This window comes from Inquilinus ginsengisoli, from assembly GCF_050434925.1.
In the GTDB taxonomy this organism is placed as follows: Bacteria; Pseudomonadota; Alphaproteobacteria; order DSM-16000; family Inquilinaceae; genus Inquilinus; species Inquilinus ginsengisoli_B.
This window is the reverse complement of sequence record NZ_JBNDJK010000001.1, coordinates 3,699,797-3,721,060: the sequence shown is the minus strand read 5'-3', so window position 1 is coordinate 3,721,060 and position 21,264 is coordinate 3,699,797. Positions and strand designations below refer to the sequence as shown.

The 21,264-nt window shown below is 68.1% G+C and carries 14 protein-coding genes; 9 read left to right on the top strand and 5 right to left on the bottom strand.

All coding sequences use genetic code 11. The features are described 5' to 3' along the window. Window positions 1–114 precede the first annotated feature (114 nt). Complete coding sequence (locus QFZ27_RS17700; RefSeq protein WP_429227698.1) at window positions 115–1,785, top strand: thiamine pyrophosphate-binding protein; 1,671 nt, start codon at window positions 115–117, stop codon at window positions 1,783–1,785. 26 nt (window positions 1,786–1,811) lie between these two features. Here the strand turns inward: QFZ27_RS17700 and QFZ27_RS17695 are convergent, their stop codons facing one another. After that, complete coding sequence (locus QFZ27_RS17695; RefSeq protein WP_429227697.1) at window positions 1,812–2,693, bottom strand: LysR family transcriptional regulator; 882 nt, start codon at window positions 2,691–2,693, stop codon at window positions 1,812–1,814. 594 nt (window positions 2,694–3,287) lie between these two features. Between QFZ27_RS17695 and QFZ27_RS17690 the strand changes: the two genes are divergently transcribed. The 4 genes from QFZ27_RS17690 to QFZ27_RS17675 are packed head-to-tail and all read left to right on the top strand — an operon-like array spanning window position 3,288 to window position 8,589. Continuing rightward, window positions 3,288–5,234 (top strand): PrkA family serine protein kinase, encoded by a 1,947-nt coding sequence (locus QFZ27_RS17690; RefSeq protein ID WP_429227696.1) that lies wholly within the window; start codon window positions 3,288–3,290, stop codon window positions 5,232–5,234. A 31-nt stretch (window positions 5,235–5,265) separates the two neighbouring features. Continuing rightward, the gene (locus QFZ27_RS17685; protein ID WP_429232468.1) at window positions 5,266–6,576 is read left to right on the top strand and encodes a YeaH/YhbH family protein; all 1,311 of its coding nucleotides are present in this window, start codon (window positions 5,266–5,268) and stop codon (window positions 6,574–6,576) included. Continuing rightward, the gene (locus QFZ27_RS17680) at window positions 6,573–8,105 is read left to right on the top strand and encodes a SpoVR family protein (RefSeq protein ID WP_429227695.1); all 1,533 of its coding nucleotides are present in this window, start codon (window positions 6,573–6,575) and stop codon (window positions 8,103–8,105) included. The genes QFZ27_RS17685 and QFZ27_RS17680 overlap by 4 nt, the downstream gene beginning before the upstream one ends. Before the next feature lie 58 nt (window positions 8,106–8,163). Continuing rightward, complete coding sequence (locus QFZ27_RS17675) at window positions 8,164–8,589, top strand: DUF4279 domain-containing protein (RefSeq protein ID WP_429227694.1); 426 nt, start codon at window positions 8,164–8,166, stop codon at window positions 8,587–8,589. A 20-nt stretch (window positions 8,590–8,609) separates the two neighbouring features. Here the strand turns inward: QFZ27_RS17675 and QFZ27_RS17670 are convergent, their stop codons facing one another. The 4 genes from QFZ27_RS17670 to QFZ27_RS17655 form a co-directional block, all read right to left on the bottom strand. Next, window positions 8,610–10,727 carry a mechanosensitive ion channel domain-containing protein gene (locus QFZ27_RS17670; protein ID WP_429227693.1) on the bottom strand — a complete coding sequence of 706 codons (2,118 nt, stop codon included), beginning with the start codon at window positions 10,725–10,727 and terminating at the stop codon, window positions 8,610–8,612. Window positions 10,728–11,762: 1,035 nt separating this feature from the next. Next, on the bottom strand, window positions 11,763–12,362 hold the full coding sequence (locus QFZ27_RS17665) for a DUF4893 domain-containing protein (RefSeq protein ID WP_429227692.1): 600 nt from the start codon (window positions 12,360–12,362) through the stop codon (window positions 11,763–11,765). A gap of 27 nt (window positions 12,363–12,389) precedes the next feature. Next, a complete protein-coding gene (locus tag QFZ27_RS17660; protein ID WP_429227691.1) occupies window positions 12,390–13,853 on the bottom strand; it encodes a RimK family ATP-grasp domain-containing protein in 1,464 nt (487 codons plus the stop codon). Further along, window positions 13,850–15,001: a peptidase C39 family protein gene (locus QFZ27_RS17655; protein ID WP_429227690.1), complete on the bottom strand. Its 1,152-nt coding sequence runs from the start codon at window positions 14,999–15,001 to the stop codon at window positions 13,850–13,852. The genes QFZ27_RS17660 and QFZ27_RS17655 overlap by 4 nt, the downstream gene beginning before the upstream one ends. Before the next feature lie 117 nt (window positions 15,002–15,118). Between QFZ27_RS17655 and QFZ27_RS17650 the strand changes: the two genes are divergently transcribed. The 4 genes from QFZ27_RS17650 to mdoH all read left to right on the top strand — a co-directional run bounded on the left by QFZ27_RS17650 (window position 15,119) and on the right by mdoH (window position 21,257). Continuing rightward, window positions 15,119–16,777 carry a sulfatase-like hydrolase/transferase gene (locus tag QFZ27_RS17650; RefSeq protein ID WP_429227689.1) on the top strand — a complete coding sequence of 553 codons (1,659 nt, stop codon included), beginning with the start codon at window positions 15,119–15,121 and terminating at the stop codon, window positions 16,775–16,777. 334 nt (window positions 16,778–17,111) lie between these two features. Further along, window positions 17,112–18,644, top strand: a complete 1,533-nt coding sequence (locus QFZ27_RS17645; protein ID WP_429227688.1) for an OpgD/OpgG family glucan biosynthesis protein — start codon at window positions 17,112–17,114, stop codon at window positions 18,642–18,644. Between the two features lie 20 nt (window positions 18,645–18,664). Then, the gene (locus tag QFZ27_RS17640) at window positions 18,665–19,153 is read left to right on the top strand and encodes a hypothetical protein (protein WP_429227687.1); all 489 of its coding nucleotides are present in this window, start codon (window positions 18,665–18,667) and stop codon (window positions 19,151–19,153) included. Window positions 19,154–19,175: 22 nt separating this feature from the next. Continuing rightward, window positions 19,176–21,257: a glucans biosynthesis glucosyltransferase MdoH gene (mdoH, locus tag QFZ27_RS17635; RefSeq protein ID WP_429227686.1), complete on the top strand. Its 2,082-nt coding sequence runs from the start codon at window positions 19,176–19,178 to the stop codon at window positions 21,255–21,257. Window positions 21,258–21,264 lie beyond the last annotated feature (7 nt).

Below are 21,264 nucleotides of genomic sequence, written 5' to 3'. Positions count from 1 at the left end.
GGACGGCGTCGTTAGAGCACGGGGGCGGCAAGGCGGCAAGACCAGGGCGGGTTGGACGGGCGCAAGCCGCATGCTAGACCGGCAGCGCAACGCCCATAAGAAACGGTCGCCATCATGTCCCGCACCGCAGCCCGCGCCCTGGTCGACACCCTGCGCCTGAACGGCGTCGACACCATCTTCTGCGTGCCGGGCGAGAGCTACCTGGCCGTGCTCGACGCGCTGCACGACGTGCCGGAGATCAAGCTGGTGGTCTGCCGCCAGGAAGGCGGTGCCGCCTACATGGCCGACGCCTACGCCAAGGCCACCGGCAAGCCGGGCATCTGCTTCGTCACCCGCGGCCCCGGCATCACCAACGCCTCGGTCGGCATCCATGTGGCGCAGCAGGATTCGTCGCCGGTGATCGTGTTCATGGGCCAGGTCGGCCGCGACATGTTCGAGCGCGAGGCGTTCCAGGAGGTCGATGTCCGCAAGGTGTTCGGGTCGATGACCAAATGGGCGGCGCAGATCGACGACGCCGACCGGGTGCCGGAACTGGTCTCCCGCGCCTTCTACACCGCCACCTCCGGCCGCCCGGGCCCGGTGGTGCTGGCGCTGCCGGAGGACATGCTGGTCGAGCAGACCGACGCGCCGGACGCCCGCCCCGCCGTCCCGGTCGAGACCGGCATCGGCGCCGAGGCCCTGGCCCGGCTGCGCGACCTGCTGGCCGGGGCGAAGCGGCCGCTGCTGCTGATCGGCGGCGGCGGCTGGAGCGCCCAGGCCCGCGCCGACATCCAGGCCTTCGCCGAGGCCTGGGAGGTGCCGCTGACCGTTTCCTTCCGCTGCCAGGACTATGTCGACAACGACCACAGCCATTATGCCGGCGATGTCGGCATCGGCCCGAACCCGAAGCTGGCCGAACGGGTGAAGACCACCGACCTGCTGGTGGTGCTGGGCGCCCGGCTGGGCGAGATGACCACCGGCGGCTACACCCTCCTGAACCTGCCGGTGCCGGCGCAGCGGCTGGTGCATATCCATGCCGGGGCGGAGGAGCTGGGCCGGGTTTATCAGCCCGAGCTGGCGATCAATGCAAACTCCGCCGCCGTCGCCGCGGCACTGGCCGGCGTGGCCCCGGCCGGCGATCTCCAGGCCCGGCAGGACTGGGTGCGCGGCGCCCGTGCCGATTACGAGGCCTGGCAGCAGCCGGTGGTGTCGCCCGGTTCGGTGCAGATGTCGGAGATCGTGCGCTGGCTGGTCGGCCGGCTGCCGGCCGATGCCGTGATCTGCAACGGCGCCGGCAACTACGCCACCTGGTTCCACCGCTTCTATCGCTATCGCGGCTGGCGCACCCAGCTGGCGCCGACCAACGGGTCGATGGGATATGGCGTGCCGGCCGGAGTCGCCGCCAAGCTGCAGCATCCGGAGCGGGTGGTGATCGCCGCCGCCGGCGACGGCTGCTTCCTGATGAACGGGCAGGAGCTGGCGACCGCGGCGCAATACAACGCCGCCGTGGTGTTCCTGGTGATCGACAACGGCATGTACGGCACCATCCGCATGCACCAGGAGCGAGAGTACCCGGCCCGGATCAGCGGCACCGGCCTGCAGAACCCGGATTTCGCGCAGCTGGCGCTGGCCTATGGCGCCCATCCCGAGACGGTGCACCGGACCGAGGAGTTCGCGCCGGCCTTCGAGCGCGCGGTCGCCGCCGGCCGGCCGGCCCTGATCTGGATCAAGCTGGACCCGGAGGCGATCACCCCGCGCGCCAGCCTGAGCCAGATCCGCGCCGCGGCGCAGCAGGCGAAGAGCTAAAACCCCGCCGGCATGTCGATCCCGGCCTAGCCGAGATCCAGCATGTCGAGGAAGGCCTCCACCGCCTTGCTGCGATAATGGTCCGGGTGGCGCAGCACCCGGAAGCGACGGGCCGGGAATGGCGGGTCGAGCTGGTGCAGCGTGCCGAAGCGCAGCCCCGATTCGACCGACAGGCTGGACAGCACCCCCGCCCCCGCCCCGGCCTCGATCGCCGCCCGCACCGCCTCGTTGCTGGCGAGCTCGAGCGCCACCGGCAGCGTGGCGGGGTCGACGCCGAGCCGCCCGAGCGCCGATTCGAACACCTGGCGGGTGCCGGAACCGCGCTCGCGCAGCACCCAGGGGCTGTCGGCGAAGCGGGCCGGCGCGATCATCCTCTCCCCTGCCCAGGGATGGTCGGCCCCGACCACCAGCACCAGCCGGTCGCCCGGCACGCTGGCATGCTCGAAGCCGGCAAGGTCGACATCGCCCTCGACGAAGCCGATATCGGCCCGGCCCTCGCGCACCGCTTCGGCCACCTGGGTGGTGTTGCCGATGGTGAGGTCGAGCTGCAGCCCGGGATGCGCCGTTCGGAACCGGTGCATCAGCGCCGGCAGCCAGTAGTTGCCGATGGTCTGGCTGGCGTGCAGCGCCAGCAGGCCGCGGCGCAGCCCCGACAGGTCGTCGAGCGCGCGCTCGGCGAGAGCGGCGCGGGCCAGCACCGCCCGCGCCTCCGGCAGGAAGGCGGTGCCGGCATCGGTCAGGGCGATGCCGCGGCCGACCCGGTGGAACAGCTTGGTGGCATGGCGCGCCTCCAGCGCCTGGATCGCGGCACTGGCGGCGGATTGGGTCAGGTTCAGCGTCTGCGCCGCACGGGTGACGTGCAGATGCTCGGCGACGGCGACGAAGATCCGAAGCTGTTCCAGGGTCATGCCCGGCCCCCAGCGCAGCCGGAGGGGCGGCCAGCACGCGACTCGGGATCCGAATCCACGCCGGCCATGGGCGTCACGATGACCGCCGGGCAGCCCTCGGCCACCCCGGCATTGATCGTCCTGGCGATGGATACCGGCTGAATCGATCGGATTTTTCGATCATGCGGCGACATATATCATGCTTAGGGCGAGTCGGTTGAAAAGCCGCATCGCCTTTCTCGCGAACTGGGCATACCCTGGTACCATTGATGCGATGTGGGGCCTGGATGGCAGGCCGCACCAAGACCTCGATCAACGAGGCACCGGGCCCAGATAAAAATTAAGGCAGTAGTATTATCGGTCACTTTCGATCCTATATTGATAACCAGAGCGAGCGGTGGAGAAGGGGTAGTGTCAGATATTGCGCCTCATCCGGTTCCCGACTGCGCAGCCCTCCGCGGGCCTGCGGGCGGGAAGGATGGTGCGGGACCCCGTCGGCCACCCGAATCTCGCCGCAAATCCCGGACCATCATGGGCCGGCAACAAACGCCCAGGAGCTGCGTAGAAACGACGGACTAGGTTGAGTCTCGATCCTCCAACCTTTGGCGGGTGGCAATGGCACCGACCGACGATCTCTTCACCAGCTATGCGAAATCCTACGAGGCCCGCCGTGCGGCGGAGATGTCCCTCGAAGAATTCCTGAAGGGATGTCGCAGCGACCCGATGATGTATGCGAGCGCGCCGGAACGGCTGCTCAACGCCATCGGCCAGCCGGAAATCGTGGACACCGCGCGCGACGCCCGGCTGGGACGGATCTTCATGAACCGCACCATCCGGGTCTATCCGGCCTTCTCCGAGTTCTACGGCATGGAGGAGACGATCGAGCGGATCGTCAGCTTCCTGCTGCACGCGGCCCAGGGGCTGGAGGAGCGCAAGCAGATCCTGTACCTGCTCGGCCCGGTCGGCGGCGGCAAGTCGTCGCTGGCCGAACGGCTGAAGGCGCTGATGGAAGTGCATCCGATCTATGCGCTGAAGGCCGGGGACGACATCAGCCCGATCTTCGAAAGCCCGCTCGGCCTGTTCAACCCCGATACGATGGGCGTCGAGCTCGAGGACCGCTACGGCATCCCGCGCCGGCGCCTGACCGGGCTGGTCAGCCCCTGGTGCCTGAAGCGGCTGGACGAGTTCGGCGGCGACATCTCGCGCTTCAAGGTGGTGCGGCTGCAGCCGTCGCGGCTGCGCCAGATCGCCATCGCCAAGACCGAGCCGGGCGACGAGAACAACCAGGACATCTCCTCGTTGGTCGGCAAGGTCGACATCCGCAGCCTGGAGACGCTGCCGCAGCACGACCCGGACGCCTACAGCTATTCCGGCGGCCTGAACCGCGCCAACCAGGGCCTGCTCGAATTCGTCGAGATGTTCAAGGCGCCGATCAAGATGCTGCACCCGCTGCTGACGGCGACGCAGGAGGCCAACTACGTCGGCACCGAGAACATCGGCGCCCTGCCCTTCACCGGCATCATCATGGCGCATTCCAACGAGTCCGAGTGGCAGGGCTTCAAGAACAACAAGAACAACGAAGCCTTCATAGACCGGATCTACGTGATCAAGGTGCCGTACTGCCTGCGGGTGACCGAGGAGCAGAAGATCTATGACAAGCTGATCCGCAGCTCGAAGCTGGCGGACGCGCCCTGCGCCCCGGGCACGCTGGAGATGCTGGCCCGCTTCTCGGTGCTGTCGCGGCTGCACGAGCACGAGAACTCCAACGTCTATTCCAAGATGCGGGTCTATGACGGCGAGAGCCTGCGCGAGGTCGACCCCCGCGCCCGCAGCCTGCAGGAGTACAAGGACGCCGCCGGCGTCGACGAGGGCATGGACGGGGTCTCGACCCGCTTCGCCTTCAAGGCGCTGGCCGCGACCTACAACCACGACACCAACGAGGTCGCCGCCGACCCGGTGCACCTGATCTATGTGGTCGAGCAGATGGTGCGGCGCGAGCAGCTGCCGGCCGAGACCGAGAAGCGCTACCTGGAGTTCCTGAAGGCCGAGTTGGCGCCGCGCTACGCCGAGTTCATCGGGCACGAGATCCAGAAGGCCTATCTGGAATCGTATCACGACTACGGCCAGAACCTGTTCGACCGCTATGTCGACTACGCCGACGCCTGGATCGAGGACCAGGACTTCAAGGACCCGGACACCGGCCAGCTGCTGAACCGCGACCTGCTGAACCAGGAGTTGACCAAGATCGAGAAGCCGGCCGGGATCGCCAACCCGAAGGACTTCCGCAACGAGGTGGTCAAGTTCGCCCTGCGCTCCCGCGCCGGGAACGAGGGCCGCAACCCGAGCTGGACCAGCTACGAGAAGATCCGCGACGTGATCGAGCGGCGGATGTTCAGCCAGGTCGAGGAGCTGCTGCCGGTGATCAGCTTCGGTTCGAAGAAGGACGGCGACACCGAGAAGAAGCACGAGGAGTTCGTCCTGCGCATGGTCAGCCGCGGCTACACCGAGCGGCAGGTCCGGCGCCTGGTCGAATGGTACATGCGGGTGAAGCAGGCAGGCTGAAGACGGAGGTCGGAAGCGATACACGATGTCCATGCACATCATCGACCGGCGGCTCAATCCAGGGGGAAAGAGCCTCGTCAACCGCCAGCGCTTCCTGCGCCGGGCCAAGGCCCTGGTGCAGCGGGCAGTCCGGGACAGTTCGCGCGAGCGCAGCATCAAGGACCTGGAACAGGGCGGCGAGGTCTCGATCCCGGTCACCGGCGTGAACGAGCCGCGGCTGCACCGCTCCAATTCCGGCGGCCTGCGCGATCATGTGCTGCCGGGCAACAAGGAGTTCGTCGAGGGCGACACCCTGCAGCGGCCGAAGCGCGGCGGCGGGGGTGGCGGCAGCGAGGGTGCGCCCGACGGCGACGGCCAGGACGAGTTCCGCTTCGTGCTGTCGCAGGAGGAGTATCTCGAGCTCTTTCTCGACGACCTTGAGCTGCCTGACCTGGCCAAGCGCAAGCTGGTCGCCTCCGAGAGCGTCGGCTGGCGGCGGGCCGGCTATTCCACCACCGGTGCCCCGGCCAGCCTGGCGGTGACCCGGACCATGCAGCGGGCGATGTCCCGGCGAATCGCGCTGCGCCGCCCGAAACCGGGCGAGATCAAGGACGTCGAGGCCGAGATCGCGGCGCTGGAGGGCGGGGAAGACACCGACCAGGACAAGATCGACCAGTTGCAGGAGCAGCTGGACCATCTGCTGCGGCGCACCCGGCGCATCCCCTACATCGACCCGGTCGACTTGCGCTACCGCCGGCTGGAGGCAACGCCAAAGCCGGTGGCCCAGGCGGTAATGTTCTGCCTGATGGACGTGTCCGGCTCGATGACCGAGCACATGAAGGACCTGGCAAAGCGCTTCTTCGCCCTGCTCCACCTGTTCCTCAAGCGCCGCTACAAGCATGTCGAGATCGTCTTCATCCGCCACACCCACCAGGCCGAGGAGGTGGATGAGGAGACGTTCTTCTACTCGACCGAGAGCGGCGGCACGGTGGTCTCCACCGCTCTCGAGATGATGGCCTCGATCGTCGCCCAGCGCTACCGGCCGGAGGACTGGAACATCTATGCCGCCCAGGCCTCGGACGGCGACAACCTGTCGAGCGACAGCGCCAAATCCGCCGCCTTGCTGGGCGACGAGATCCTGCCGCTGTGCCAGTACTTCGCCTATCTCGAGGTCGGCCGCGACGAGGACCCGATGTCCTCCGGCGTGGTGCCGCGGCAGACCGACCTGTGGCAGACCTACGACAGGGTGCGGAAGGCCGATGCGCCCTTCGCCATGCGCAAGGTCTGGCATCGCCGCGACATCTATCCGGTGTTCCGCGAGCTGTTCCAGCGCCGAGACGTGCAGACCGCGGGGGCCGAATGACGGATGATGCGCTGCTCTTCCCGGGCACCGACTGGGACTTCGGCACGATCCAGCGGATCTACGACCGGGTCGGACAGGTGGCCAAGGAGCTGAAGCTCGACACCTATCCCAACCAGATCGAGGTGATCACCGCCGAGCAGATGCTCGACGCCTATTCCTCGATCGGCATGCCGCTGTTCTACAAGCACTGGTCCTTCGGCAAGCAGTTCGCCCAGAACGAGGTGCTGTACCGCAAGGGGCTGCGCGGCCTGGCCTATGAGCTGGTGATCAATTCCAGCCCTTGCATCAGCTACATCATGGAGGAGAACACCGCGACCCTGCAGACGCTGGTGATCGCCCATGCCGCCTTCGGCCACAACACCTTCTTCAAGACCAACTACCTGTTCAAGCAGTGGACCGACGCCGAGGGCATCCTCGACTATCTCGAATTCGCCAAGAGCTATATCGCGCAATGCGAGGAGCGCTACGGCCAGATGGCGGTCGAGCAGCTGCTGGACGCCGCCCATGCGCTGATGAGCCACGGCGTGCACCGCTATCCGCGGCCGCGCCGGCCGGACCTGAAGACCGAGGAGCGGCGGGCCAAGGAGCGGCTGCAATACCAGGAGCAGGTGTTCAACGACCTGTGGCGCACCCTGCCGACCGCGCCGGCCAAATCCGGCCCGGTGCTGACCGAGGAGCGCCGCCGCGCCCTGTTGGAGCTGCCGCAGGAGAACATCCTCTATTTCCTGGAGAAATCGGCGCCGCGGCTGCAGCCCTGGCAGCGCGAGCTGCTGCGCATCGTCCGGCTGGTGGCGCAGTACTTCTACCCGCAGTCGCAGACCAAGGTGATGAACGAGGGCTGCGCCTGCTGGGTGCACTACAAGATCATGACCACGCTGCACGAGCAGGGCGCCCTGAACGACGGCGCCTTCCTGGAGTTCCTGCAGTCGCACACCAACGTCGTGTACCAGCCGGAGTTCAACGACCAGCACTTTAACGGCATCAACCCCTACGCCCTCGGCCTGGGGATGATGCAGGACATCGAGCGGATCGTCGTCGACCCGACCGACGAGGACCGCGAGTGGTTCCCGGACATCGCCGGCAAGGGCGACGCCACCGGCGTGCTGCAGGATATCTGGGCGAACTATCGCGACGAGAGCTTCGTCTCGCAATTCCTCAGCCCGCGGCTGATCCGGCAGTGGCGGATGTTCCACCTGCTAGACGATTCCGGCCAGCCGGAGCTGCGGGTGGAGGCGATTCACGACGAGCACGGCTACCGCCGGATCCGCCGGGCGCTGGCCCGCCACTACGACGTCGCCTGGATCGACCCGGACATCCAGGTGGTCGATGTCGACCTCGCCGGCGACCGCCGCCTGATCGTGCACCACAGCGTGGTGAACGGCATCCTGCTGGCCGAGAACGACACCAGGCAGGTGCTGCAGCACCTGGCCGACCTGTGGGGCTACGACGTGCTGCTGAAGGAGATCGACCCGGCCAGCAACGCTGTGCTGAAGGAACATTCCGCCAGCGCCCGGTCGACGTTCTTCTGAGGGTGCGCGCGACGTTGCATCCTCAGGATCTGCGAACAGCCGGACGCGAGCATCGGGCATGGCGCGGCTGAGCGAATCCGCCGCTTCGCTGCGGTTCTTCGGCGATGACCTCGATCCGGACGAACTGACCCGCCTGCTCGGCTCAGCGCCGAGCGTCGGAGTCAGAAAGGGGGAGATCTTCCGCTACCACCGGGCCGCCCGCCGGGATGTGAAAGCCGGCACCGGATCGTGGCGCCTGCACGTAGAGAGACGAAATCCTGGAGACCTGGATGGCCAGATCGTCGAGTTGCTCTCGCCCCTGTGTCAGGACCTGGCCGTGTGGCGAGACCTGTCGGCCCGCTTCGAAGCCGACATCTTCTGCGGCCTGTTCCTGGAGAAGTCGAACGAAGGGATCGACCTTCGCCCCGAGACTCTGACGATGGTCGGGTCGCGGGGCCTGGTTCTCGACTTCGATATCTACGGAAACCCCGAATCCGACGAGTGAGCTGCGGCTGACGCCGTCCCCTACCCCACCTCCCCCGCCGGCTTGGCACGGTCCAGCGCGTGCTGGGCCACGGCCGAGGCTGCGGCACCGCCGTCACCTCCCGCCACGGTGACGGTCGGGACGGCGAAGGCGATGCCGTTGGCTTCGAAGGCCTTCTTGAGCATCGCCATGGCCCGGCGCCGGATCACGAACTGCTCGCCCGGCCTAGTCATCATCTTCAGCCGGATCTGGATGGCGTAGTCGCCGAACTGCTCCACCCCCTGCATCTTCAGCGTCTCCAGGATGTGCGGCGCCATCTCCGGGTCGGCCAGGAGGGCCTTGCCGATCTCCTTGACGAGCGGTTTGATCTTGTCGAGGTCGGTGCCGTAGGTGACCGAGATCGTCATCTTGTCGATCACCCAGTCGCGCGAATAGTTGGTGATCTTGTCCAGCGCGCCGAACGGGATGGTGTGCAGCGCGCCGCGATGGTGGCGCAGCTTGAGCGAGCGCAGCGAGAACCCCTCGACCGTGCCGCGGATGCTGCCGCTCTCGATGTACTCGCCGATGCGGAAGGCGTCGTCGAACAGGAAGAACATGCCGGAGATGACGTCCTTCACCAGGGTCTGGGCGCCGAAGCCGACGGCGAGGCCGACCACTCCGGCACCGGCGACCAGCGGCCCGATCTCCACCCCCAGCGCCGCCAGGGCGATCAGCCCGGCCATCACCGCCAGCACCACGAACAGCACGTTCTTCAGGATCGGCAGCAGGGTGCGCAGCCGGGCGCGGCGCCGGACGTCGTCGCCGGTGCCGTGCCCGGCCGAATTGGCGGCGACGATGCGCTGGTCCAGCCAGGCGCGCAGCAGGTGCCAGGCGAAATCCGCCACCAGGAACACGATCGCGGCATTGATGGCGCCGCGCAGCAACCTTGTCGTCAGTGTGTCGCGCATGGTCAGGGCGCTGAGGTCGAGCCCGAGCACGCCGGCGATGGCCAGCGCCCCGCCGATCACCAGCAGGGCGCGCAGCCCACGCTCCAGCGACACCGCCAGCACCGAGGGCACCTCCTCCGCCGCCGCGGCGCCCGGCGGGCGCAACACATGCTTGACCGCGAGATGGGAGCCGCGGATCGCGATCGGCAGCAGCAGCAGGATGACGCCGACATAGAAGGGCGCGACCGAGCCCGTGAACAGCGCCAGCCAGACCCCGACGATGTAGAGGGTCAGCAGCCAGGTGCCGATCCGGTGGTCGTGGCCGATCCGGTCGCGCCCGTCGAAGGTCGGGGCGCGCCACAGCGCGGTCAGCGTCAGGCCCAGCAGCACCACGCCGCAGGCCAGGCCGACCAGGTACCAGGCTTCCAGCCGCAACCCCAGCGTCGCCAGGACGTCGAGCGTGAACTGCACGAAGAAGAACCAGCCGACCAGGATCGCCGACCAGATGAACCAGAAGCGCGCGGTCGGCGTCGCCATCGGCACCAGCCGGAACCTCTCCGCCCCCGGCGCCAGGATGATGCGGCCCAGCACCAGCGTCACCCGCACGATCAGCACCAGCAGCAGGTAGGACAGCACCACCTCCTGCAGCAGCGGCGGCCAGTCGAACAGCAGGAAGGCACCGATGCTGCCCAGGGCGAAGGCGAAGATCAGGCCGAGGCCGTAGACCGAGCGCAGCCACACCGCCTGCAGCCGGCCGTGCAGGGTATCGAGCTGGGTGCCGATCAACCGGCGGCGGAAGCTGCCGGACAGCCACCAGTAGAGCTTCTCGGCGCCGAAGCCGAGGCCGACGAAGACCGCCAGGGACAGGACGGTCCAGAGCAGCCCCTGTTCCATCAGCTGTCCGGTCAGGACGCGCCAGGCGGCGGCGAGCTCCGCCGGCAAAGTCGGGGCGGCGGCGATCAGCGACCGCAGGAAGCCGCGCGTCGCCTCGATGCCGCCGGCCATGCTCTGCTGCATCCCCGCGCCCATGGCCGGGGCGGCGGCCGGCCCGGCCTCCGCCGGGGCCGCGGCGGGAACGGCGACCTGGGCCTGCAGCCAGCCGCGGATCTCCGGGTCCTGCAGCAGCTCGGCCAGGCTGCGCAGCTTGTCCGGGCCGGGTTGGGCCGGCGCCTGGGCCAGGGCAGGAGCACCCGGCCCGAGCAGCAGGGCGAGCAGGACGAGGAGGCGATGCATGGCGAGCCCTTCAGCCGATCTTCGGCGATGATAGGACCCGCACGCAACGAAGCGACAGCCGCTTCAACGCCTCGACGGTAATCAGCACCATTGCCGCCACCGCAGCGGAGAGCAGCAAGGGCGACAGGACCTCCCCGCAGGGGGCGTGGCCATCCAGCGGGACCGGCCCCGGACGTTGTGATGACGATTCAGCCAAGTGAGATTCTGCTGGCTTAAGTGTTCTGCTTTTGTTCTAATTAAGACATGGTCAATGCAATCCCAGCCGGGACTCCCTCCGCCGCTTCGCCGTCCCCTGACGAGCGGGAGGCCGAGGTGCTGTCCGGGCTGACCAGGCTCGCCTTGGAGATGGCCCGGACCTTTCAGGCTCGAGGGCTCGCCGCCCTCGCGGCCGGCGATCTCGACCGCGCCGGGGCGCCGTGCCTGCTCCTGCCGCAGCCTGTTCCTCGGCATCCGCCGCGCCATCGCACTGAAGATCAGGCTGCGGCAGGAGCAGGCACGGCGCGAGGCCGAGCTCCGGCGCAAGGCCCGGCAGGACGAGAAGGACGGCCGGCGCCAGGCCGCCGCCCAGGGCGTCGCCGCCGCCATCGCCGCGGTTCCCGACCCCGAGGCCAAGGAACAGCTGACCGCCGAGCTCCGGGAAAAGCTGACCGAGGACGAGCGCATCGACGTCGACCTCGCCGACACCGCCTTGCCGGGCCGCCCTGATCGGCCGGCACCGCCAGGACGACGAGCGCAACGTCCCGTAGACCACCTGCAGATGCCCGCCCACATCCACCTGCGCGGCCGACCGGAAGACCGGTCGCCGTGGTCGGAGGCATGCGCGTGGTATTCCCCGCATGCCAGGACGTTCAGAATTCCCCAACCCGTCATCCCCGCGAAAGCGGAGATCTCATAACGCTTTGACCGGAGAGCTTCTCGCTTTCGCGGGATTGACGATGAAGGGAAGGGTTGCTGTTCTGAAAAGGTCTCGCAAGCGGGAGAGGCATTTCTCCGTCCGTAACGATGAGTTTATCGAGCCTATAGTACAGGTGCGCATCAGCGGGTGCGTTCCAGCTCCATGATGTCGAACTGGGATTCGCGGCGCGGCGACGGGAATTCGAGCCGCAGCCGGTCGCGCCCGACCCGGACCAGATAGCCGACCTGGTCGCGCTCGGCGTCGCTGCCATAGGCCTGCGGCTTGCCCTCATGGCCGTAATACGACGCCCCGACATAGGTCAGCCGCTCGGCATCGGCATCGTCGTAGAAGGTGCCGGCAGTGCGCTGCGAACCGGAGATCTTGTCGAGCCGCAGCCCGGCCGCGTCATCGGTGATCCGGCAGCGGAACCAGTCGTAGATCACCAGCGGCAGGGTGTCGCTGCCGCCCAGCTTCGCCACCCGGCAGCGCCAGTCGCCGGCGAGGTCGGTGACGCCGCGGATTGGCTCCGGCTTGCCGGACAGGATCGCGTCGAGCACGGCCAGCGCTGCCTTGTCGTCGCTCTCGCGGGCGGCGCCGATCGCCTCGCCGCGCACGGAGTCGAAGCTCTCGAGCCGCTGTCGGTCGTCGACCGACAGCTTGCCCGCCAGCGTGCCGTCGGCCCAGGCGGGACAGGCGCCGGCCAGGACCAGGACCAGCGGAAGCCATGCGCGACGTGCCATTCCCCCTCCCCCTTCAGCGCGGCCGGATCAGCCGGCGTCGATGCGGTCGATGAACCAGCGGCAGAGCCGCCGCCACAAGTCGTCCTTGGCGACCAGATCCTCGCAGCCATGGTCGAGATTGGGGTTGTCGTTGATCTCGATCACGAACACGCCCTTCTCGGTCTGTTTCAGGTCGACGCCGTAGAGCCCGTCGCCGATCAGCTTGGCCGCGCGCACCGCAACGTCCAGCACCTCCGGCGGCACCTCGTCGAGCCCGAAGGTCTTGAAGTTGCCCCAGCCGACCTTGCCGTCGGCGGAGTGGCGGACGATCTGCCAGTGCTTCTTCGCCATCATGTACTGGCAGACGAACAGCGGCTCGCCATCCAGCACGCCGACCCGCCAGTCATGGTCGGTCGGCATGAACTCCTGCGCCAGGATGACGTCGGAATCGTCCAGCAGTTGCTCGGCCATCTGCTCCAGCTCGCGCCGGTCATTGGCCTTGAACACGCCGCGGCTGAAGGACCCGTCCGGGATCTTCAGCACGATCGGATAAGCGAACTCCTCCTCCACCCGCTCGATGTTCTTCAGGCTGTCGACCACCACGGTCTTCGGCGTCGGGATCTTGTTCGCGGACAGGAGCTCGTAGAGATAGACCTTGTTGGTGCAGCGCAGGATCGAGGTGGAATCATCGATCACCGGCATGCCCTCCTGCTCCGCCCGGCGGGCGAAGCGGAAGGTGTGGTTGTCGATCGCCGTGGTCTCGCGGATGAACAAGGCGTCGTATTCGGCCAGGCGCAGCAGGTCCTTCTTCTCGATCAGCTCGACTTCCATGTCCATGGTCTCGGCCACGCGGGCGAGCTTCAGGAGCGAGCGCTGGGTCGATGGCGCGAACTCCTCCTTCGGGTTGAACAGCACGGCGAGGGTGTATTTCGCCGGCTTGTTCTCCTTCGGGTTGCGCCAGCTCTGGCGCGTGTACAGGTCGAGCGTCTCGTAGAAGAAGGCCTCGGTCTCGCCCTCGATGTCCGAGATCGACAATTCTGCGATCGAGGCGATGCGGAAGCGGTCGGTGAAGCGGACCTTGACCTCGAGGATCGGCGCGCGGAACCAGTCGAACACCCGGCGGCCGAAATCCTGGAACCGGTCGTCATCGGCCCGGCCGAAGCTGATGATCAGCTTGAATGGGCCGCCCGGCGGCGGCGACACCCGCTTGATCCGGCGGTTGAGGTCGTCCTCCAGGTCCGGCAGGGCGATCTTGTAGAGCGTCTTCTGGCCGAGATCGAGGATGGTCTCGACCATCGGAATGACCCGGTGGGCGCGGGCCTCGGCCAGCAGCGAGACGTAGTAGCCCCGCGTCATATAGGCGGTGGAGCGCGACAGGTTGATGACCTTCGCGTCCCCTCCCTTGATCGCCTGCGGCCGGCCGATGTAGTCCCGGGTGGTGATGAGCTGGCGGCCGTCCGGGTCGCCCTTGAAGTCGCCGATGCGGTCGACGACGATGATCCAACCGCTCATTGGGCCTTCCTGCTGAGCACGACCGCGGCCCTCAGTTGGGTGCGGCCGTAGCGGGCCATACGCTCGAATTCCCGGCGCGGGATCGGGAGGTTCGCCTTGGTCGACGCGCTCTCCATCTCCGTCACGGCGACCCAGGGGTCGTGCACATAGATGAAACGCTCGTCGAAGCCGTTTGCGACCACCCAGTGCGGATTTTTTTCGCCATAGCCCCGGAACAAGCTGATCAGCACGATCGGGATCGCGCCTTCGCCGATCAGGGCGCACATTTCGGGCAATCCGAGGGCACGGTGCTCGACCTCGATGCGGCGGCGGGCGCAGCGGGTGCGGAAATCCTCCTGCACCACCGTCATCACCGCCTTCTTGTCGGGGCTGCGCACGCCGTCGAGGAACAGGATCGAATCGTCGCTGACGAAGATCCGGGCCCGCAGGCCGCGGTCATGCGCCGCCAGCGCCATGCCGTAGGGGTCGCAGCCGCCATGGCCCGAGGTCATGTAGATCGTCGTCGCCTCGCGCCACAGCCGCAGCTCGCGCGCCCGGCTCAGCTCCGTCTCCGGGTCCAGCGCCTTCAGCGCCATCAACAGCGTCGCCGCGCCGCAGGTGAAGTTGGTGGTCTGGGCGTAATAGGGCACATGCAGGTCGATCTGCGGCTGGTCGCCCTGCGATGGGCTGGAGGTGCCCAGCCGCTTCTCGAAGCGCAGCGCGTCGGCATGGTCCTCGTAGAAGTCGAGATAGCGCCCGAAATGGCGGTAGCCGCGCGACTCATAGAGCGCGATCGCCTTCGCGTTGTCCGGCCGCACCTCGAGCCGCAGGAACAGCGCGCCCTCGTCATGCGCCGCCCGTTCCGCCGCCTCCAGCAGCCGGGCGCCGAGGCCGCGGCCGCGTACCGCCGGGTCGACCGCCAGCGAGTATAGCCGCGCCAGGGCCGTGGTCCGGCGCAGCAGCACCAGGGCGTAGCCGAGCAGTTGGCTCCCCGCCTCCGCCACCAGGCAGACGGCGTGGCCGCGGGTCAGGAAATGCAGGAAGCTGCGCCGGCTCAGGCGGTCATGGTCGAAGGCACGGGACTCGATCTCCAGCAGCCGCGGCACGTCATCTGACGTGGCGAGCCGGATGGTCTCTGCGGTCGGGGCGGCGGGTCTGTCGTCGGGCATCGCACGGTCAAATCTCGATCCGGTTATCGCGCCGATACCGATCCGGCACCAGGGTGTATTCGGAGATTGCGGAGAATTCATCCGATTGCCAGAGGAAGCTGTGCCATCGTCGCCGCCATGACCGCCAGCGACACCGCCCTGCCCCGTCCCCGCAGCCGATTCACGCCCCTGCTCGAGGGGCTGCGCATGGCCGCGGCACTGCTTTGGCTGGTGCTGCTGCTGGGCGTGCCGTCGGCCCCGGATGGCTGGCAGGTCTACGGCCTCGCCTCGATCCCGATCGAGCTGGCGATCGTGGTCGCCGCCCTGGTGCTGGTGCCGCCGCTGCGGCGGTCGCGCGCCTTTGCCACCGTGCTCGGCGGGCTCGGCCTGCTGGTCGCCGCGATCAAGCTGGCCGACCTCGTCATCCAGGTCTCCTTCGGCCGGCCGGTCAGCCTCTATGTCGACCGGCTGCTGCTGGTCAACGGCATGCATCTCGCGAACGGGGTTCTCGGCGCCGTCGGCCTGATCGGCATCACCCTGGGGGTGATCGTCGCCGGCTGGTGCATCTGGCGGGCCACGGCCCGGTCCGTGCGCCTGCTGCAGCAGGCCCTGTCCGCCTCTGCCGCCCGGCGCGGCGTCGCCGGCCTCCTGGCGGCGCTGGCCATTCTGGTCTTCGCCATCGGCCAGGCCGTGCCGGGCGCCTATGGCGACGCCCGCCCGGTGAACGATACCGCCAGCTTCATGGTCGCCGACCAGGTCAACCGCCTGATCCCGGCCCTGTTCATGGCGGGCCGATTCCGGGCCGAGGAGGCGGTGGACCCGCTGGTCGGCGGGGTGTCCAGGGCACCGCTGGGCGGGCTGGGCGGCGCCGACGTCACCGTCGTCTTCCTCGAATCCTACGGCCGCAGCGCGCTGGAGGACCCCCGCTTCGACGCCCTGCCCAAGGCGGCGCTGGCCGAGATGGCGCCGAAGCTGGCCGCCGCCGGGGTCTATACCGCCTCCGGCTGGCTGGCCTCGCCGACCCGCGGCGGCCAGTCCTGGCTGGCCCATGCGACGCTGGCCAGCGGCATGCAGATCGACGACCAGATGCGCTACGACCTGCTGGTCACCGGCAAGCGCATGACCCTGCCCCGCCTGTTCGCCAAGGCCGGCTACCACACCGGGCTGATCGCCCCGGCGATCACCGGCAAGGAACCCGAGGCGAAACGCTTCTTCGGCTTCGACCAGACGCTGTTCGCCGACGATCTCGGCTATGCCGGCCCGCCCTTCGGCTGGGTGACGATGCCGGACCAGTACACGCTGGCCGCCTATGACCGCTGGCGGCAGCAGCAGCCGAAGCCGCTGTTCAGCGAGGTCGTGCTGGTGTCCAGCCACGCGCCCTGGACCCCGGTGCCGACCCTGGTCGACGACTGGGGCACGATCGGCGACGGCAGCCTGTACCGGACCCTGCCGGCCACCGGCGGCACGCCGGAGGAGGTGTGGAGCGACCCGGACCGGATCCGCGACCAGTACGGCCGGTCCATGGCCTATTCGCTTCGCTCGGTGCTGGACTACGCCGCCCGGATCATGGGCGACCATACGCTGATGGTCGTACTGGGCGACCACCAGCCGGCGCCGATCGTGACCGGCCCGGGCACGCCGCGCGACGTGCCGGTGCATGTCTTCAGCCGCGACCCGGACCTGGTGGCGCGGTTCCGCGACTGGGGCTTCGTCGACGGGCTCTATCCCCCCCAAACCGGACCGGTGGCGCTGATGGCGACGTTCCGGGATGCGTTCGCCAGATCCTTCTCCCCGTGAAGGCGGGCCAATTGCACGTGTCAATCTGTGAAAATGCAGAGCTGTGTCTGTCGCTGCGCCTGGGTTGGCCGGCTTTTGCGCTGCAACCGAAGCGGCTAGGGTAACATCGGAACAAAATCACGAAGATAGCGTTGATCGGACGATCCCTGCAGACGGCGCCGGCAGAAGCGCTGTGGCCGGGAATTGGGTTGTGGGGGTTTGGGCCGCGCACGGCGCAGCGGCTGTCACGTGTGATGATGTTGTCCAGGAACCGCCACAATCGCGATCGATTGTGCCATCATGTTGCAGTGCAAAATCCGGTGGTGATGTGGGGCTGAGCAGACGCCAGATCTTGATGGGCACGACCGCGCTGGCGGCGTCGTCGCTATTCGCGTCCGTCCGGTCTGCCCTCGCCGCCCCCAGCCTGGGCGAGACCACGCCGTTCAGCATGACCTGGCTGATCGACCGGGCCAAGACCGTGTCGCAGGCTCCGTTCGTGCCGCCGGACGAAAACCTGCCGGCCGAGATCACCCAGTTGAGCTACGACCAGCATCGGGCGATCCGCTTCCTGCCCGAGCAGGCGCTGTGGCGGCCGGAGAACCTGCCGTTCCAGATGCAGTTCTTCCATCTCGGCGCGCTGTTGGACAAGCCGGTCCACATCTTCCAGGTCGACGGCTACCAGGCGCGCGAGATCCTGTACCGCCAGGACCTGTTCGACCTGGGCGGCAACAAGTTCCCCGACACCCCGTCCGACCATCTCGGCTTCGCCGGCTTCCGGCTGCACTATGCGATCAACCGGCCGGAGTTCCTGGACGAGATCGCCGTGTTCCTGGCCGCCAGCTATTTCCGCTGCCTGGGCCGCAAGAACATCTACGGCCTGTCCGCCCGCGGCCTGGCGATCGACACCGGATCGACCCGCGGCGAGGAGTTCCCGGTCTTCCGCCAGTTCTGGGTCGAGACCCCGGCGCCGGACGCCAAGCAGATCCGGCTCTATGCCCTGCTCGACAGTCCCGGCGTGACCGGCGCCTACAGCTTCCTGATCAAGCCGGGCGAGATCACCACGGTCGACGTCGAGGCGACGCTGTATCCGCGCCACGCCATCGAGAAGTTCGGCATCGCGCCACTGACCAGCATGTTCCTGTACGGCCCGCAGGAGCACCGGACGTTCGACGACTTCCGGCCGGAGGTGCATGACAGCGACGGCCTGTCGATGTGGAGCGGAGCCGGCGAATGGATGTGGCGGCCGCTGCGCAACCCGTCGCGGCTGCTGATCAGCTCGTTCATGGACGAAAATCCGCGCGGCTTCGGGCTGATGCAGCGCCAGCGCTCCTACAGCAGCTATCAGGATCTGGAGGCGATGTATGAGCGCCGCCCCAGCCTGTGGGTCGAGCCGCTGAGCGGCTGGGGCCCGGGCGTGGTGCAGTTGGTCGAGATCCCGACCGACGCCGAGATCCACGACAACATCGTCGCCTTTTGGGTGCCGAAGCAGCCGGTCGACACCGGCCAGGAATGGAAGCTGTCCTACCGGCTGCACTGGGGCATGAACCCCCCCGTCGCCAGTGACCGCGGCACCGTGGTATCGACCCGCACCGGCGCCGGTGGCGTGTCCGGCGGCGACAGCAAGTCCAGCGATACCCGCAAGTTCGTGATCGACTTCCGGGGCGGCGCGCTTGACTCTCTGCCGCCAGACGCGACATTGGAGGCCGTAGTCACGGCTTCTGCCGGGGAGATCCAGTTCCCCGTGGCGCAGCGGAATCCGGAACTCGGCGGCTGGCGGGCGTTCTTCGATCTGAAACCTGCCGGCGACGATCCCGCCGAGCTTCGGTGCTTCTTACGGCAGGGCAGCGATGCCTTGACCGAAACATGGAGTTTCCAATGGACGCCTTGACGACACATCGGAATCGTCCCATGTCCCAGGTCGGGTTGCACACCCCGGTCAACATCAACATGCCAGACGACGTCATCGCCTTCTTCCAGGGCCTGGGCTTCACTGATCCGGCCGCGCTGTCCGGCGCCATCGAGACGGCGTTCTGCGACGTCGATCCGTCGGCGATGCCGGCCCCCGCTTTGCTGGACCACGCCCGCCGGCGCACCGCCGACTGGTTCGCCGTGGTGCTGAACCGCAGCGAGCGCGAGGATGACGCGATCCTGACCATCGGCCGCGCCGCCTATCTGCTGACCGACGCCGCCCGTCGCTGGCCGGAGCACTTCCTGTCCGAGGACCCGCTGCCGCAGGTGATGGAGCAGGCCTTGCGTCGCGTCTCGCCGGTGCCGGTGCCGCGCGCCAAGCCGACGCCGATGCTGGACCAGCCGCTCGACCCGGTCTGGGCCGGCGAGCCGCTGAAGCGGATCTTCGGCTGGTGGTCGCCCGAGGCCGCCGAACGGCGCCCGGCCTGACGGAAAGGCGATCTCCTAGCCGATGACCGGACTCGAAGCGGCGTCCTACGCCTCCGCGGCTCGCTGGCGCCGCCTCGCTGTTTTCGGCGCCACCGCGCTGTCGACCCTGGCTGCCGCTTTCGCCCTCTATCGTTTCCTGTCGGTCGGCGGCGTCACCGGGCTTGAGCTGGCCCTGGTGGTGATGTTCGCCATCAACTTCTCCTGGATCGCGCTGTCCTTCTGGACCGCCCTGCCCGGCTTCCTGACGCTCTTGCTGCGCTGGGGTCAGCCCGGCCTGGCCTGGCCGCAGGGGGCCGAAGCGGTGGCGCCGCTGCGCACCCGCACCGCCGTGCTGATGCCGGTCTACAACGAGGACACGACCGGCATCTACGCCAACCTGCAGGCGATCCATGACAGCCTGGCGCGGACCGGCCATCTCGACGCCTTCGACATCTTCATCCTGAGCGACACCACCAACCCGGACGTCTGGGTGGCGGAGGAGATCGGCTGGAGCGCGCTGTGCCGCCGCACCGAGGGCAGCGGCCGCATCTTCTACCGCAAGCGCCGGCACAACGTCGCCAAGAAGGCCGGCAACATCGCCGATTTCTGCACCCGCTGGGGCGCCCGCTACGACTTCATGGTGGTGCTGGACGCCGACAGCCTGATGGCCGGCGACACGCTGGTCACCATGGCCCGGCTGATGCAGGCCAATCCGCGCGCCGGCATCATCCAGGCGCCGCCGCTGGTGGTGAACCGCAACACGCTGTGGGCCCGGATGCAGCAATTCGCCGGCAGCCTGTACGGGCCGATCGTCGGTGCCGGACTGGCGTTCTGGCAGCTCGGCGACGGCAATTACTGGGGCCACAACGCGATCATCCGCACCCGCGCCTTCATTGAGAGCTGCGGCCTGCCGATCCTGTCCGGGCGGCCGCCCTTCGGCGGCCACATCCTGTCGCATGATTTCGTCGAGGCGGCGCTGATCCGGCGCAACGGCTGGACCGCTTGGCTGGTGCCGGAGCTCGGCGGCAGCTACGAGGAATGCCCGCCGACGATGATCGACCACGCCAAGCGCGACCGGCGCTGGTGCCAGGGCAACATGCAGCACCTGCGCGTCCTGGTGGCGCGCGGCCTGCACCCCCTCTCCCGCCAGCACATGGCGATGGGGGTGATGAGCTACGTCTCCTCGCCGCTGTGGCTGATCTTCATCTGCATCGGCATGCTGACGGCGCTTGAGCACAAGCTGGAGATCCCGGTCTATTTCCCGCAGGGCGAGGCGCTGTTCCCGGTCTGGCCGGTGCAGGACCAGACGTTGGCGGTGCGCCTGCTGGTGATCTCGTTCCTGATGCTGATGGCGCCCAAGATCTTCGGCTGGACGCTGCTGCTGTTCGACCGCCGCCTGGCGGCCGGCTATGGCGGCGCCTTCCGGGCGCTGCTGAGCCTGCTGTTCGAGACCTTCTTCTCGATCTTCCAGGCGCCGGTGATGATGCTGTTCCACTCCAGCTTCGTGCTGCAGGCCTTCCTCGGCCGCGATTCCGGCTGGGGCACGCAGTCGCGCGACGACCGCGGCACCACCTGGGCCGACGCAGTGCAGATGCATCGCGGCCACACCATCTTCGGTGCCGTGCTGGGCGTGGTGGCGCTGTGGATCTCGCCCTCGATGCTGGCGTGGCTGTCGCCGCTGGTGATCGGCCTCTTGCTGTCGATCCCGCTGTCGGTGATCACCTCGCGCCATTCCACCGGCGTCTGGGCCCGCAAGCTCGGCCTGCTGGTAACGCCGGAAGAGCGGCAGAAGCCGCAGATCGTGGTCGAGGCCACGGCCCTGTTCGAGCAGCTCTCCGCCACCACCCGGCCGGTCGAGGACGGGCTGGCGATGGTGATCCGCGACCCGCTGGCCAACGCCATCCACATGACGCTGCTGACCGGGTCGCCCGAGGCCGGCCGCGAGGACCCGAAGCTGGTCGAGGCGGCGCGGCGCAAGCTGACCGCCGACGGCCCCGGCACGCTCGCCACCGGCGGCCTCAGCCGCGAGGAGAAGACCGCGCTGCTGTTCGACCCGCGGTCCTTGAGCGAGCTGCACCTGACCGCCCTGGCCGGCGGCCGCCTGCAGGCCGCGCCGAGGGTCTGAGACGAAA

Coding starts and splice junctions, on each gene's coding strand:
- mdoH (WP_429227686.1), top strand. CDS start 19,176: ATGACCGGACTCGAAGCGGCGTCCTACGCCTCCGCGGCTCGCTGGCGC.
- QFZ27_RS17680 (WP_429227695.1), top strand. CDS start 6,573: ATGACGGATGATGCGCTGCTCTTCCCGGGCACCGACTGGGACTTCGGC.
- QFZ27_RS17660 (WP_429227691.1), bottom strand. CDS start 13,853: ATGAGCGGTTGGATCATCGTCGTCGACCGCATCGGCGACTTCAAGGGC.
- QFZ27_RS17655 (WP_429227690.1), bottom strand. CDS start 15,001: ATGCCCGACGACAGACCCGCCGCCCCGACCGCAGAGACCATCCGGCTC.
- QFZ27_RS17700 (WP_429227698.1), top strand. CDS start 115: ATGTCCCGCACCGCAGCCCGCGCCCTGGTCGACACCCTGCGCCTGAAC.
- QFZ27_RS17645 (WP_429227688.1), top strand. CDS start 17,112: ATGGGCACGACCGCGCTGGCGGCGTCGTCGCTATTCGCGTCCGTCCGG.
- QFZ27_RS17665 (WP_429227692.1), bottom strand. CDS start 12,362: ATGGCACGTCGCGCATGGCTTCCGCTGGTCCTGGTCCTGGCCGGCGCC.
- QFZ27_RS17690 (WP_429227696.1), top strand. CDS start 3,288: ATGGCACCGACCGACGATCTCTTCACCAGCTATGCGAAATCCTACGAG.
- QFZ27_RS17675 (WP_429227694.1), top strand. CDS start 8,164: ATGGCGCGGCTGAGCGAATCCGCCGCTTCGCTGCGGTTCTTCGGCGAT.
- QFZ27_RS17695 (WP_429227697.1), bottom strand. CDS start 2,693: ATGACCCTGGAACAGCTTCGGATCTTCGTCGCCGTCGCCGAGCATCTG.
- QFZ27_RS17670 (WP_429227693.1), bottom strand. CDS start 10,727: ATGCATCGCCTCCTCGTCCTGCTCGCCCTGCTGCTCGGGCCGGGTGCT.
- QFZ27_RS17685 (WP_429232468.1), top strand. CDS start 5,266: ATGCACATCATCGACCGGCGGCTCAATCCAGGGGGAAAGAGCCTCGTC.
- QFZ27_RS17640 (WP_429227687.1), top strand. CDS start 18,665: ATGTCCCAGGTCGGGTTGCACACCCCGGTCAACATCAACATGCCAGAC.
- QFZ27_RS17650 (WP_429227689.1), top strand. CDS start 15,119: ATGACCGCCAGCGACACCGCCCTGCCCCGTCCCCGCAGCCGATTCACG.